Origin of the sequence: Kitasatospora sp. NPDC018619 (assembly GCF_044391605.1) — a bacterium.
Classification (GTDB): domain Bacteria; phylum Actinomycetota; class Actinomycetes; order Streptomycetales; family Streptomycetaceae; genus Kitasatospora.
The window spans coordinates 1-12,241 of record NZ_JBISAI010000020.1; the positions used below are offsets into that span (position 1 = coordinate 1).

Below are 12,241 nucleotides of genomic sequence, written 5' to 3' on the forward strand. Positions count from 1 at the left end.
GAACCGCACGGCCCCATCGAGACCGAAGCAGCCCGCCGCCTCGCCGACGACCTCAACAACCAGTAGTCATCTGTTAACCCAACACTTTCTCAGGCCAGCAGCTTGTCCTTGGCCCGCTGGTACTCCTCGGCCGAGATGGCGCCGCGGTCCTTCAGGTCCGCGAGCCTGGCCAGGTCCTCGACGTGGCTGCGGCCCGCGCCGGTGGCGGTGCTGCCGCCCCCGGCGGCCGGGGCCGTGCCGGCCGCGTCCCGGATGTAGGCCTTGAAGGCGGCCTCGGACCGCTCCGCCTGTTCGACGTCCCGCTTGCCCATCGACTGCCCGCGGGCGATCAGGTAGGCGAGGACGCCGACCAGCGGCAGGACGATCACCAGGACGAGCCAGCCGGCCTTGCCCCAGCCGCTGAGGTCGTGGCTGCGGAAGATGTCGCTGATGATCTTGAACAGCAGGAAGAACCAGAGGATCCAGAGGAACAGCTCCAGCATCGTCCAGAAGATGTGGAGCGCCGGGTAGTCCACGGCCAGCGAGGTGGTGTCCATGGCCGAGTCATATCACCGCAGAACGGACAGGGTCCGCTGCTGTTCGGCCGTTCCGGTGGTCCTCCGTCCCGGTGGGAGAGCCCGCGCCGGGGAGGGGGTTCAGCCCAGCCCGGCCCGGCGGCGCAGCTCCACCGCCAGCGCGACCAGCTCGCCCCACCAGGCGTCGTGCCCGACCAGCAGCAGCCGCTGGGCCTCCGTGGGCGGCACCGCGCGGACCTCGACGACCTGCTCGCCGTCCGCCGGGTTGGTCGGCGCGGAGTCCACCACGACCTCGCCCCAGCCCCACAGCCAGGCCTTCTCCGGGTGCGGCTGCCACGGCCGGTACGGCGCCGGGTCCTCGGTGCGGCAGCGGTGCGCGCCCAGCCAGTGCGGCCCGCCGAGCAGCCGGGCGCCCGCCTCCTCGCGCAGCTCCCGGGCCAGGCAGGAGTCGATGCTCTCGTCCCGCTCCCGGGTGCCGCCGGGCAGGAACCAGTGGTCCCGGTCGTCCCGGCAGAGCACCACCCGGTCCTCCGAGAAGCCGACCAGGTGGATGTTGGTGACCAGCGCGTCCGGCGGCAGCCCGGTGGAGAACCGGGCGTCGAACCGCCCCCAGCTCCAGTACTGCGGGGCGTGCAACGCCGGGAACAGGGCGGCGAGTTCTTCGGATCTGGCAGAGGTGTCGGTGCGCTCCGTGGTATCGGTCATCAGGAGATCGTAGTGCCGGTCGGGAAACGGCGGGGGGCGGTCGGATGGACGAGGGCGATGTCGGAGGTGGAGAAGGCGCGAGGGCGCTGCGCACGCCCCCCGTCGAGCGGTGCGCCCACCCAACTGCCGAGCGACACCTCGGCGGTGATGCCCGGTCCGAAGCCCGCGATCAGCCCGGTGGTGCCCTCGGGCACGCCGCCGTCGGCGAACAGCCGGGCCAGCGCGTCGAAGACCACGGCGCTGGCGATGTTGCCGCGCTCGGTGAGCGTGGCCCGGCTGTAGCGGAAGGTGGCCGGCTCCAGGTCGAGCAGGCGGCACAGGTCGTCCAGGATGCGCGGGCCGCCCGCGTGCACGATGTAGAAGCCGAGCCCGGAGACGTCCCAGCCGTGCTCCCCGGCCAGCCCGCGCAGCGCGGGCGCGAGCATTTCCATGGTGCCGGGCACCCGCTTGTCCAGCCGGAAGTGGAACCCGGTGTCCCGCACCCCGTACGAGATCCAGTCCTCGGTGTGCGGGACGAGGTGCGAGCCGTTGCGCTCGACGTGGACGCCGTGCCCGCCGTCCCCGCGCATCACCACGGCGGCGACGGCGTCCCCGAACAGCCCGTTGGAGAGCAGCGAGCCGACGTCGAGGTCGGTCGGCTGGTAGCAGAGCGAGCAGAACTCGCAGGCGACGATCAGCACGTTGGCGCCCGGGTAGGCGCGGCAGAAGTCGTGCGCCCGGTTGACGGCCGCGCCGCCGGCCGCGCAGCCGAGCTGGGCGATCGGCACCTGGCGGGTGTCGGAGCGGAAGCCCATGGTGTTGATCAGCCAGGCGGTCATCGACGGCATCATGAAGCCGGTGCAGGACACGTAGACGATCAGGTCGATCTCCGCGGCCGTCAACTCACCGTGCGCGAGGGCGATTTCGACCACCTCGGGGACGCGCCGCTTGGCCTCCCGCTCGTACACCTCGTTGCGGACGGTGAAGCCCGGGTGGGAGAGCGTGCGCTCGATCGGCTGGACCAGGTGCCGGGTGCGCACCCCGGTGTTCTCGATCAGCCGCAGCGCCAGGCCGAGCTGGGGGTGCCCGGCGTGCAGGGTGCGGGCCAGGTCGAGGGTCTGGTCGAGGGTGATGACGTGTTCGGGAACGGCGACGGCGGGGCGGCAGAGCGTGGCCATGGGTGCGGGTCTCCCCAGTGCTGCGGGAACGGTGGGCGGGGGAGGGGCTACCAGGCCACCGGCAGGGTGCGCGGGAAGCGCCAGATCGAGCCGGAGTCCCAGTCGAGCTCGGAGGGGTCGACGGCCAGCCGCAGGCCGGGGAAGCGGCGCAGCAGGGTGCCGATGGCGACCTGGAGCTCCATCAGGGCCAGGTGGGAGCCGAGGCAGCGGTGCTGGCCGTGGCCGAAGGCCATGTTGACGGGACCGTCCTCGCGTTCGAGGTCCAGCTCGTCGGGGCGCTCGTAGACGGCAGGGTCCCGGTTGGCGGTCAGGTAGGAGACGTGCACCGCCTCGCCGGCCCGGATCAGCACGCCGCCCAGCTCGACGTCCTCGGTGGCGACCCGGGCGATGCCGACGCCCTGGCGGAACGGGACGAAGCGCAGCAGCTCCTCCAGCGCGCGCGGCAGCGTCTCGGGGCGGGCGCGCAGCCGGGCGAGCTGCTCGGGGTGGGTGAGCAGGGTGTAGGTGAGGTTGCCGAGCTGGTAGGTGCTGGTGTCGTGGCCGGTGACCAGCAGGACCATCGCCATGACGGTCAGCTCGTCCGGGTCGAGCAGTTCGTCGCCGTCGCGGGCGGTGGCCAGGGCGCTGACCAGGTCCTCGCCGGGGTGCGCCCGGCGCTCGGCGGTCAGCTCGGTGAAGTAGCTCCGCAGCGCGGCCTTGGCGGCCTCCTGGCCGTCCCGGCTGCCCGGGCCCATCCGCATCATCGCCACCGCGTGGCCGCGCAGTTCGGCGCGGTCGGCCACCGGGATGTCCAGCAGCTCGCAGATGGTGGTGAGCGGCAGGCGGGCGGCCAGGAAGTGCATCAGGTCGGCCGGGGCGCCGTGCTCGGTCATCTCGTCGAAGTAGCCGTCGACGGTGCGCTGGGTGCTCGGGCGCAGCCGTTCGACCTGGCGGTTGGTGAAGCCCTGGGCGACCAGCCGGCGCAGCCGGTTGTGGGCGGGCGGGTCCATCAGGTTGATCGCCTCGGCCTGGGCGATCGGGGCGGGCGTCATCCGGGGCAGGTCGCGGCCGATGCCGGCGGCCCGGCTGAACCGGCGGTCGGTGGTGACGGTCCTGACGTCCTCGTAGCGGGTGGCCAGCCAGGCCTCGCCCTCGCCGTGCGGCAGCCGGATCCTGGCGATCGGGGCCTCGGTGAGCAGCCGCTTCAGGAGGGGGTCGAACTCCAGGCCGTCGGTGTGGTGGAAGGGGCAGTCCCACACGGGGGCGGTGGTGGTCACGGGCCGGTCCAGGGGTCTCGTCATGCCGGGGGCGGGCGCCCGGGACGGCGGTGGCGTTCGGGGCGTGGACATGCAGATGGTGCCCCATGAACTGGCAAAATGGGGAATCCGGCGAAGAGTTAACTCCAAGGAGTGAGATTAGGACGATAGTCACGTGAACTGGTCGGTCCCCGAAGGAACTTGGCGCCGACGGCCGGCGCGGGGGCGGACGGCGCAGGCCGCCGGTCAGCCGCCGCCCGGCGCGACCAGCCCGGTCTCGTAGGCGAGCACCACCGCCTGCGCCCGGTCCCGCAGCCGGAGCTTGGCGAAGATCCGGGCCACATGGGTCTTCACCGTCGACTCGCTGAGCGTCAGCTCGCGTGCCAGTTCGGTGTTGGACAGCCCCCGCCCGAGCAGCGCGAGGACCTCCGCCTCGCGCGGGGTGAGCGGCGCGAGGTCCCGGTGCAGCGGCGGGCCGTCGGCGCCGGGGGCCGGCCGCGGGGCCCCGGCCGCGAACCGCTCGACCAGGCGCCGGGTGATCGAGGGGGCGAGCAGCGCGTCCCCGGTGTCCACCAGCCGTACGGCGTTGGCGAGGTGGGCGGAGGTGACGTCCTTGAGCAGGAAGCCGCTGGCCCCGGCGGACAGCGCGGCGTAGACGTAGTGGTCCAGGTCGAAGGTGGTCAGCATGATCACCCGGCAGCCGGGCACCTGCGCCAGGATGCGCCGGGCGGCCGCCAGTCCGTCGGTGCCGGGCATCCGGACGTCCAGCAGCGCGACGTCCGGGCGGTGCAGGACGGCGGCGGCCACCGCCTCGTCGCCGTCCGCGGCCTCGGCGACCACGTCGATGCCGCGCGCGGTGAGGATCAGCCGGAAGCCGGTGCGGACCAGCTCCTGGTCGTCGGCGATCACCACCCGCGGGCGGCGCTCCGGCCCCTGCTCCTGTTCCCGCCCCTGCTCCCGCTCGTGCTCCCGCCCCTGCTCCATGGTCCCCTCCGTCACGGCCGGTCCAACGGGATGCGGGCGCGCACCCGGAAGCCGCCGCCGAGCCGGCGCCGGGCGTCCAGGTCCCCGCCGTACACCGCGACGCGCTCGCGCAGGCCGATCAGCCCGCGCCTGGCGCCGTCCGGTCGCCGCGGCTGCTCCGGCTGCCCCGCCTGCCCCGGTGCGGACGCGGCGGCCCCGTCGGACAGCACGCTCGGACCGCTGTTGAGCACCTCCACCCGCAGGTAGTGGTCCGCGTAGCGCACCGTCACCTCCGCCGTCACCCCGGCCCCGTGCTTGAGCGCGTTGGTCAGCGCCTCCTGGACGATCCGGTACGCCGTCACGTCGATCCCGCCGGGCAGCGGCCGCGGCTCGCCGGAGATCCGCACCTCCACCGGCAGCCCGGCGAAGGCGAACCGGTCGATCAGCGGGCTCAGCCGGCTCAGGCTGGGCTGCGGCGCGAAGCCGTCCGAACCCGGCCCCTCGCCGCCGTCCGCGGCGGGCGCGAGCAGGCCCAGCAGGTGCCGCAGTTCGGTCATGGTGTCCCGCCCCGCCGCCTCGACCGCGGCCATCGCGGCCGCCGCCTCCTCGGGCAGGGTGGCCAGCACCTCGCGCGCGGCCCCGGCCTGCACCACCATCAGGCTCACGTTGTGGCTCACGATGTCGTGCAACTCGGCGGCGATCCGGGCCCGTTCGGCGTCCACGGCGGTCCGGGCGGCGCTCTCCCGCTCCCGTTCCAGCAGCCAGCCGCGCTCACCGATCGCCGTACGGTGCAGCCGCCGCGCCCGGGCGAGCGCCACGGCCAGCCACCCGGCCGCCGCGCACGCCGCACCGGCCGTCGCGACGGCCGCCCACTCCCACCCCGTTGCCCACACGGCGACAGCTTCGCAGGTCACGCCGGGGTCCACATCATCCGGGGGTGCCCCCCGCGTACATCCCCGGTACGACGGCCGCCGCGGTTACACCCGGGGTGGGACGCCCCGGCGGCGGCCCCGCCCCTACCGTCGTCCCCCATGAGCAACGACCACGACGGGACCACCCGGCCGGACGGCGCGCAGGTCGTCGTCGAGCTGTCCGGGGTCCACAAGGAGTTCGGCGACGCCAGGGCGCTCGACGGCGTCGACCTGCGCGTCCGCGCCGGCGAGGCGGTCGCCGTGATGGGCCCCTCGGGGTGCGGCAAGTCCACCCTGCTGAACATGGTGGCCGGCCTGGACCGGCCCACCGCCGGCAGCGTCCGGGTGCAGGGCCACGACCTCGGGGGCCTGAACGAGAACGGGCTGGCCCTGTTCCGCCGCCGCCACATCGGCATGGTCTTCCAGTTCTTCAACCTGATCGACGACCTCCCCGCCCTCGACAACGTCGCCCTGGCCGCCCAGCTGACCGGCACCAGCGCCCGCCAGGCCCGCCGCCGGGCGCTGGAACTGCTGGACGAACTGGGCGTCGCCCACCGCAGGGACGTCTACCCGGCGACCCTCAGCGGCGGCGAGCGCCAGCGCGTCGCGGTGGCCCGGGCCCTGATGAACCGCCCGGCCCTGCTGCTCGCGGACGAGCCCACCGGCGCGCTGGACAGCCGCTCCGGCGAGCAGGTGATGGACCTGCTGATCGACCTCAACCAGATCGGCCAGACCCTGCTGATCGTCACCCACGACCCGGCCCTGGCCACCCGCTGCGCCAGCCGGCTGGTCGAGATGGCGGACGGCCGCGTGGCGAACGACCGGGTGCTGGAGCCGCGGTCATGACCGGCGGTGCCGTGTGGCGGGCCTCGCGGGCGGCCGTGAAGCGCCGCCGGGTGCAGACCGTCGTGATCGGCCTGGTCGTCTTCTGCTCCACCGCGACGGTGCTGCTCGCCCTCGCGGTGATCAGCGCCGCCCGGGCCCCCTTCGACGACGCGTTCTCCGCGCAGCGCGGCGCCCACGTCGTGGCGACCTTCGACCCGGCCGGGGCCTCCCCCGACCAGCTGGCCGCCACCGCCCACCGGCCCGGCGTCGAGGCGGCCGCCGGGCCGTTCGACCAGGCCGTGGTGGAGATCCCCACCGACTGGGTCGGCAACCCGCCCGGAGCACTGACCCTGGTCGGCCGCTCCGACCCGGCCGGCCCGGTGGACCGGGTGCAGCTGCTGGGCGGCCGCTGGGCCACCGGGCCCGGCGAGGTCGTCGTCAACGAGCCGTTCGGCGGCTTCCCGGACAGGTACCTGGACTACCCGCTGCCACTCAGCGGGGGGCCGACGCTCACCATCGTCGGCTACGCCACCAGCATGAGCCAGAGCGCGGGCGGCTGGGTCACCCCCGACCAGGCGGCCGCCCTGCATCCCACCGCCCGGCAGATGCTCTACCGGTTCTCCGACGCCTCCGACGAGCAGCGGCTCACCTCCGCCGTGGCCACCGCCACCGAGGGCCTGCCCGGGGGCGCGCTCACCCACGTCCAGTCGTACCTGGTGCTCAAGGGCGCCTTCTCCGCGGGCGCCGACGCCTACCTGCCGCTGATGACGGTCTTCGGCGTGCTCGGCGTGGTCGTCGCCGCGCTGATCGTCGGCAACGTGGTGAGCGGCGCGGTGGTCTCCGGCTACCGGCACATCGGCGTGCTGAAGGCGATCGGCTTCACCCCGCGCCAGGTGGTCACCGTCTACCTGACCATGGTCTCGGTGCCCGCCGTCGCCGGCACCGTCCTCGGCACGGCGGCCGGGTGGGCGGCGGCGCACCCGATCCTCCAGGCCGCCTTCTCGGGGATCACCACCGGCACCGCCGTGATCGAACCGCCCGGCTGGCTGCCCGCCGCCACCCTGGTCGGCGTCCCGCTGCTGGTCGTCCTCGCCGCGCTGCTCCCGGCCTCGCGCGCCCACCGGCTCTCCGCCGCCCAGGCCATCTCGGCCGGCAGCGCGCCGCGCACCGGGCGCGGGCTGAGGGTCCAGCGGTGGCTGAGCGGCACCCGCCTGCCGCGCGCCGTCAGCCTCGGCCTCGGCCAGCCCTTCGCCCGCCCCGCCCGTACCGCGCTGACCATGGCGGCGATCGTGCTCGGCGTGCTGACCGTGACCGTGACCACCGGGCTCTCCACCACCCTGACCAGACTGGTGGACCCCCCGGACGACCGCACCCACGTCCGGGTGCAGACCGCGCACTTCAGTGGCAGCAAGGTCGAGCCCCGGCTCACCCCCGAGCAGACCGAGGCGATGCTGCGGGCCGCCCCCGGCGCCGAGCGGGTCCACGTCCGCGGCCTGGTCAAGGTCGGGCTGGTCGGCTTCACCCAGCCGGCCTTCGCCGACTTCATGGGCGGCGACGACGTCGCGGACGGCCTGGCCCGCCAGGTCGTCCGCGGCCGGGCGGCGACCGGGCCGAACGAGATCCAGGCCGGCCCGTCCTTCCTCCGGGAGCACGGGCTCGGGCTCGGCGGCCGGATCACCCTGGACCTCGACGGCCGGCGGCTGACCGTCACGCTCGTCGGGGAGGAGATCCAGGGCAACGCCCGCGCCTTCACCTCCAACGACTCCACCAGGGCCGCGCTCACCGACGACCCGCACGCGGTCGAGTACGACGTGGGCCTCGCCCGGGGCGCCGACAGCGGGGCGTACCTGCGGGCGGTGACGGACGCCGACCCGAGCCTGTCGGGCGCGGTGTCCTCGTTCGGCACGGCGGGCCCGGTCCTCGCCGTCATCGGCTTCGCCACCATCTTCACCGTCCTGCTGTCGGTGGTCGCCGCGCTGGGCGTCTTCAACACCCTGCTGCTCACCGTCCGCGAGCGTCGCCGGGACCTCGGCATGCTCAAGTCGATCGGGATGACACCCCGCCAGGTGGTCGCCATGACGGTGACCTCGGTGGTCTGGCAGGGCGCCGTCAGCGCGGCCGTCGGCGTCCCGGCCGGGATCCTGGCCCACCGGCTGCTGGTCGAGAACGCGGGGAGCATCGTCTTCCCGGAGCGGGTGATCGACGTCTGGCAGGCCCCGCTGCTCGTCGGCCTGGCCTTCGCGGGCGTCGCGATCGCCGTCCTCGGCGCGCTCGTCCCGGCCCGCTCGGCGGCCCGGCTGCCGATCGCCGAGGTGCTGCACAACGAGTGACCGGCCGCCCGGCGGCGGGCGGGCGGACGGCCGGTCGGGACCACCCGACCGGCCGTCCGCCGCGATCCGCCCCGCACCTGACGCGTGCTCAGCGCACGCCGTAGGGAGGCCTATCATCGGCGCCATGGCCACCGCTGAGCTGATCCGCATCGTCTCCCGCTCCTCGCCCATGGCGCTCGCCCAGGTCGAGCGGGTCCGCGCCGAACTCGCCGCCCTGCACCCGGGCCTGCGCACCGAGGTGGTGCCCGTCACCACCTCGGGCGACCGCTGGACGGGTGATCTCGCCCAGCTCGGCGGCAAGGGCGCGTTCACCAAGGAGGTCGACGCCGCGCTGCTCGCCGGGGAGGCCGACGTCGCGGTGCACTGCCTCAAGGACGTGCCCGCCGACCGCCCGCTGCCGGCCGGCACCGTCTTCGCCGCCTACCTGCGCCGCGACGACATCCGCGACGCCCTCATCCACCCCGGCGGCCTGCCGCTGGCCGCGCTCCCGCCCGGCACCCGGATCGGCACCTCCTCCGTGCGGCGGGTCGCCCAACTCGCCGCCTCCCACCCGCACCTGGAGTGCGTCCCGATCCGCGGCAACGCCAACAGCCGGCTCGCCAAGCTCGCGGCCGGGGAGGCCGACGCGCTGCTGCTCGCCCTCTCCGGGCTGGAGCGGATCGGCGAGCAGGAGCGGATCACCGAGGTGCTCGGCACCGAGGCGATGTGCCCGCCGATCGGCGCCGGGATCCTCGTCCTGCAGTGCCGCGAGGGCGACACCGCGACCATCGAGGCGGTCACCGGCCTGGGCCACCACGACACCTGGCGCGAGGCGGCGGCCGAGCGGATGTTCCTGCACGCGCTCCAGGGCCACTGCAACAGCCCGATCGCCGGGTACGCCCGGGCGGAGCGGGACGGCCGCCTCTCGCTGCGCGGGCGGGTCTTCTCCCCGGACGGCAAGCGGGTGCTGGACGCCCACGAGTGGGCGGGCGCGCTCAGCCCGGAGGACCTCGGGACCTCGGTGGCGCTGGCCCTCAAGCGGCAGGGGGCACAGGAGCTGATCTCCTCCATCCCGCACTGACCCCCCGCCCGGGCTGCCCGCCCCGGCGAGAACCGGGCGCAGGCGCGGGGCGTCCGTTGGGGGCGTGATCAGTTCGGTGCTCGGCGGGATGCCGATGTTCTGGCCCGGGCTGCTGCTCTCGCTGGTGCCGGCGGCGCTGTGGAACCGCCCGGTGGGGCGGTTGCTGCGGGCGCACTGGGCGGTGGGCTTCGTGCTGCTGCTCGGGGGCTGCGGGGTCGTCGCGGCGACACTGCTGCCGGAGGCGTTCCGGCTCGTGGACGGCGGCGCGCGGCACTGCGCCGTCGCGGTCGGCCGGCTGTGGCCGGCGGACGAGCCGCCGCACGGCGGGCGCCTCTGGCTCAGGGCGGCGCCGTACGTGCCGGTCGGCCTCGCGGCGGCGCTGGCGGGCACCCGGCGGCGGGCGGCGGTGGCGCTGCTGGGCGCGGCGGTGCTGCCGTTCGCGGTGTCGGCGGTGCAGTACGCGGTGCCCGCGCTCGGGCGGGCCTGCGACGTGCGGGACGTCCGGGACGGCGTGCGGGCGGTCGCCCTGGGGGCGGTGCTGGGGGTGGCGGCGCGGCCGCTGGTGCGGGCTCGGCTGCGGGCGGGGTGACCGGTCAGGCGGGGGCGTCCTTCGCGGGATCGTTCTGGGCGGGGGCGTCCTGTGCGGAGTCGCCCTGCGCGGGGGCGTCGAGCAGCGGGAAGAGCCTGGTGACGGCGGCGACCGGGCGGGCCCCGGCGGGGCGGGAGGCCGGGTCGGCCTCGCGGCGCCGGTAGCGGGCGAGCAGCTGCCGGACGGCCTCGCCGACGGCGGTCAGCTCCTCGGGAGTCAGGTAGACGACGGCGCTGAACGCCTCGTCCTGCTGCCACTCGGGCGGGGCCGCGGCGCGCTGGGCGAGCCAGCGCTGGTGGCTCTCGTCCTCCAGGCCGCGCGCCAGGGCGCCGAACCCGGCCTCCGCCTCCGGTCGTCCGGCCTCCGGCCGTTCCGCCTGCGGCAGCCGCCACGGCCGGGCCCGGCCGTCGGTGGCCGGGGCCGCCTCGATCAGTCCGTACCGGGCCAACTGCCGCAGGTGGAACGAGCACAGCCCCGAGCTGAGGCCGAGCCGGGTGGCCGCCCCGGTGGAGGTGACGGTGCCCTGTTCGGCGAGCAGCTCCAGCAGCGCGGTGCGGACGGCGTGTTCGGGGAGGGGGCCGGTTCTGACGAGCTCTTCGGTCACTTTGCAAAGTCTGCTACTTTGCAAAGTCGACAGCAAGCCCCGCCACCCGAAGGAGCGCCCGTGTCCGAGCTGCGCGAACCCCCGACCGTCCTGCGGATCACCGAGGTCGGGGAGGAGATCCTGCACCGCGCCTGCCGGACGGCCACCGAGGAGGACTTCGGCAGCGAGTGGCTGGCCCGGCTGATCGACGACATGTTCACCACCATGCACGTCGCCGACGGCTGCGGCCTCGCCGCCAACCAGGTCGACGTCGACCTGCGCCTGTTCGTCTACGACTGCCCGGACGACGACGGCGTCCGGCACACCGGCCACATCCTCAACCCGGTGGTCGACGAGCAGGAGCCCGGCCGCGCGCTGATCGAGGAGACCGAGGGCTGCCTGTCCGTCCCCGGGGCCAACACCAGGCTCGCCCGTCCCGCCCGGGCCGTGGTGCGCGGCGTCAACCAGCACGGCGAGCCGGTGGTGATCGAGGGCACCGGCTACTTCGCCCGCTGCCTCCAGCACGAGACCGACCACCTCGACGGCGCGCTCTACCTCGACCGCCTCTCGGCGCGCGACCGCAAGCGGATGCTCAAGCAGACCGCGGAGCGGCGGGAGAAGGTCTTCGCCGAACGCGCGGCCAGGGCAGCGAAGTTGGCCCGGTGAGCGAGCCCGAGCACCTCGCCGCCGTCCGGGAGTCCTACGACACCGTCGCGGCCGACTACCTGCGCCTGGTCGTCCCGCCGGAGGGCATGGACGCGGTGTCCCGGGCGATGCTCGGCGCCTTCGCCGAACTGGTGCGGGAGTCGGGCGGCGGGCAGGTCGCGGACCTGGGGTGCGGCCCGGGGCGGGTGACGGCCTACCTGGCCGGGCTGGGGCTGGACGCCTTCGGGGTGGACGTGTCGGGCGAGATGGTCGCGCTCGCCCGCCGGGCGTACCCCGGCCTGCGGTTCCTGCGGGGCTCGATGGACGCCCTCGACGTGGCGGCCGGCGCGCTCGGCGGGATCCTCGCCTGGTACTCGGTCCACCACACGCCCACCGAGCAGCTACCGCGCGTCTTCGCGGAGTTCGCCAGGGTGCTGGCCCCCGGCGGCCACCTGCTGCTCGGGGGCCACGCGGGGGAGGCCGCCCGGCTGAGCCCGAGCCGGGCGTACGGACACCCCGTGTCGTACGGGTCGTACCTGGTGCCGGCGGCCCGGCTGGCGGAGATGCTGGAGCAGGCCGGGTTCCGGGTGACGAGCCGGCTCGAACAGCCGAACCCGAAGCGGGCCGACCGCTCCTACGTGTGCCTGCTGGCCGAGACCCGTACAGGGTGAAGCTGTCGGGTCGTACGGCGTTACCGGTCGGTGGTGGCGGCGAACGTCACGA

Annotated in this window: 13 protein-coding genes; 6 read left to right on the forward strand and 7 right to left on the reverse strand. The window is 74.9% G+C overall.

What is annotated here, in order from left to right; genetic code table 11:
- Positions 1 to 89 precede the first annotated feature (89 nt).
- The 6 genes from ACH5AR_RS27055 to ACH5AR_RS27080 form a co-directional block, all read right to left on the reverse strand.
- Complete coding sequence (locus tag ACH5AR_RS27055; protein WP_396304113.1) at positions 90 to 536, reverse strand: SHOCT domain-containing protein; 447 nt, start codon at positions 534 to 536, stop codon at positions 90 to 92.
- A 99-nt stretch (positions 537 to 635) separates the two neighbouring features.
- The gene (locus ACH5AR_RS27060) at positions 636 to 1,220 is read right to left on the reverse strand and encodes an NUDIX domain-containing protein (protein WP_396304114.1); all 585 of its coding nucleotides are present in this window, start codon (positions 1,218 to 1,220) and stop codon (positions 636 to 638) included.
- Positions 1,220 to 2,377, reverse strand: coding sequence for a type III polyketide synthase (locus ACH5AR_RS27065; protein WP_396304115.1), 1,158 nt, complete (start codon positions 2,375 to 2,377; stop codon positions 1,220 to 1,222). The genes ACH5AR_RS27060 and ACH5AR_RS27065 overlap by 1 nt, the downstream gene beginning before the upstream one ends.
- A gap of 47 nt (positions 2,378 to 2,424) precedes the next feature.
- Positions 2,425 to 3,633 (reverse strand): cytochrome P450, encoded by a 1,209-nt coding sequence (locus tag ACH5AR_RS27070; protein ID WP_396304116.1) that lies wholly within the window; start codon positions 3,631 to 3,633, stop codon positions 2,425 to 2,427.
- Between the two features lie 225 nt (positions 3,634 to 3,858).
- Entirely contained in the window at positions 3,859 to 4,596 is a 738-nt protein-coding gene (locus ACH5AR_RS27075) for a response regulator (RefSeq protein ID WP_396304117.1), read from the reverse strand.
- 11 nt (positions 4,597 to 4,607) lie between these two features.
- A complete protein-coding gene (locus tag ACH5AR_RS27080; protein WP_396304118.1) occupies positions 4,608 to 5,489 on the reverse strand; it encodes a sensor histidine kinase in 882 nt (293 codons plus the stop codon).
- Between the two features lie 117 nt (positions 5,490 to 5,606).
- Here ACH5AR_RS27080 and ACH5AR_RS27085 point away from each other — a divergent pair, with 117 nt between their 5' ends.
- The 4 genes from ACH5AR_RS27085 (at position 5,607) to ACH5AR_RS27100 (ending at position 10,290) form a co-directional block, all read left to right on the forward strand.
- Complete coding sequence (locus tag ACH5AR_RS27085; protein ID WP_396304119.1) at positions 5,607 to 6,332, forward strand: ABC transporter ATP-binding protein; 726 nt, start codon at positions 5,607 to 5,609, stop codon at positions 6,330 to 6,332.
- The gene (locus ACH5AR_RS27090; RefSeq protein ID WP_396304120.1) at positions 6,329 to 8,641 is read left to right on the forward strand and encodes an FtsX-like permease family protein; all 2,313 of its coding nucleotides are present in this window, start codon (positions 6,329 to 6,331) and stop codon (positions 8,639 to 8,641) included. The genes ACH5AR_RS27085 and ACH5AR_RS27090 overlap by 4 nt, the downstream gene beginning before the upstream one ends.
- 124 nt (positions 8,642 to 8,765) lie before the next feature.
- Complete coding sequence (gene hemC / locus ACH5AR_RS27095; RefSeq protein ID WP_396304121.1) at positions 8,766 to 9,701, forward strand: hydroxymethylbilane synthase; 936 nt, start codon at positions 8,766 to 8,768, stop codon at positions 9,699 to 9,701.
- Between the two features lie 64 nt (positions 9,702 to 9,765).
- Positions 9,766 to 10,290, forward strand: a complete 525-nt coding sequence (locus ACH5AR_RS27100) for a hypothetical protein (protein ID WP_396304122.1) — start codon at positions 9,766 to 9,768, stop codon at positions 10,288 to 10,290.
- 4 nt (positions 10,291 to 10,294) lie between these two features.
- Here the strand turns inward: ACH5AR_RS27100 and ACH5AR_RS27105 are convergent, their stop codons facing one another.
- Positions 10,295 to 10,894, reverse strand: coding sequence for a helix-turn-helix domain-containing protein (locus tag ACH5AR_RS27105; protein WP_396304123.1), 600 nt, complete (start codon positions 10,892 to 10,894; stop codon positions 10,295 to 10,297).
- A gap of 60 nt (positions 10,895 to 10,954) precedes the next feature.
- Between ACH5AR_RS27105 and def the strand changes: the two genes are divergently transcribed.
- Both def and ACH5AR_RS27115 read left to right on the forward strand, forming a co-directional pair.
- A complete protein-coding gene (gene def / locus ACH5AR_RS27110) occupies positions 10,955 to 11,539 on the forward strand; it encodes a peptide deformylase (RefSeq protein WP_396304124.1) in 585 nt (194 codons plus the stop codon).
- Positions 11,536 to 12,189, forward strand: coding sequence for a class I SAM-dependent methyltransferase (locus ACH5AR_RS27115; RefSeq protein ID WP_396304125.1), 654 nt, complete (start codon positions 11,536 to 11,538; stop codon positions 12,187 to 12,189). Before def ends, ACH5AR_RS27115 begins: the two co-directional genes overlap by 4 nt.
- Positions 12,190 to 12,241: the final 52 nt, after the last annotated feature.

What these genes read in the sequence shown, in the direction of transcription:
- ACH5AR_RS27055 (WP_396304113.1), bottom strand. Translation starts at nt 536, where the DNA reads ATGGACACCACCTCGCTGGCCGTGGACTACCCGGCGCTCCACATCTTC.
- ACH5AR_RS27060 (WP_396304114.1), bottom strand. Translation starts at nt 1,220, where the DNA reads ATGACCGATACCACGGAGCGCACCGACACCTCTGCCAGATCCGAAGAA.
- ACH5AR_RS27065 (WP_396304115.1), bottom strand. Translation starts at nt 2,377, where the DNA reads ATGGCCACGCTCTGCCGCCCCGCCGTCGCCGTTCCCGAACACGTCATC.
- ACH5AR_RS27075 (WP_396304117.1), bottom strand. Translation starts at nt 4,596, where the DNA reads ATGGAGCAGGGGCGGGAGCACGAGCGGGAGCAGGGGCGGGAACAGGAG.
- ACH5AR_RS27085 (WP_396304119.1), top strand. Translation starts at nt 5,607, where the DNA reads ATGAGCAACGACCACGACGGGACCACCCGGCCGGACGGCGCGCAGGTC.
- ACH5AR_RS27090 (WP_396304120.1), top strand. Translation starts at nt 6,329, where the DNA reads ATGACCGGCGGTGCCGTGTGGCGGGCCTCGCGGGCGGCCGTGAAGCGC.
- hemC (WP_396304121.1), top strand. Translation starts at nt 8,766, where the DNA reads ATGGCCACCGCTGAGCTGATCCGCATCGTCTCCCGCTCCTCGCCCATG.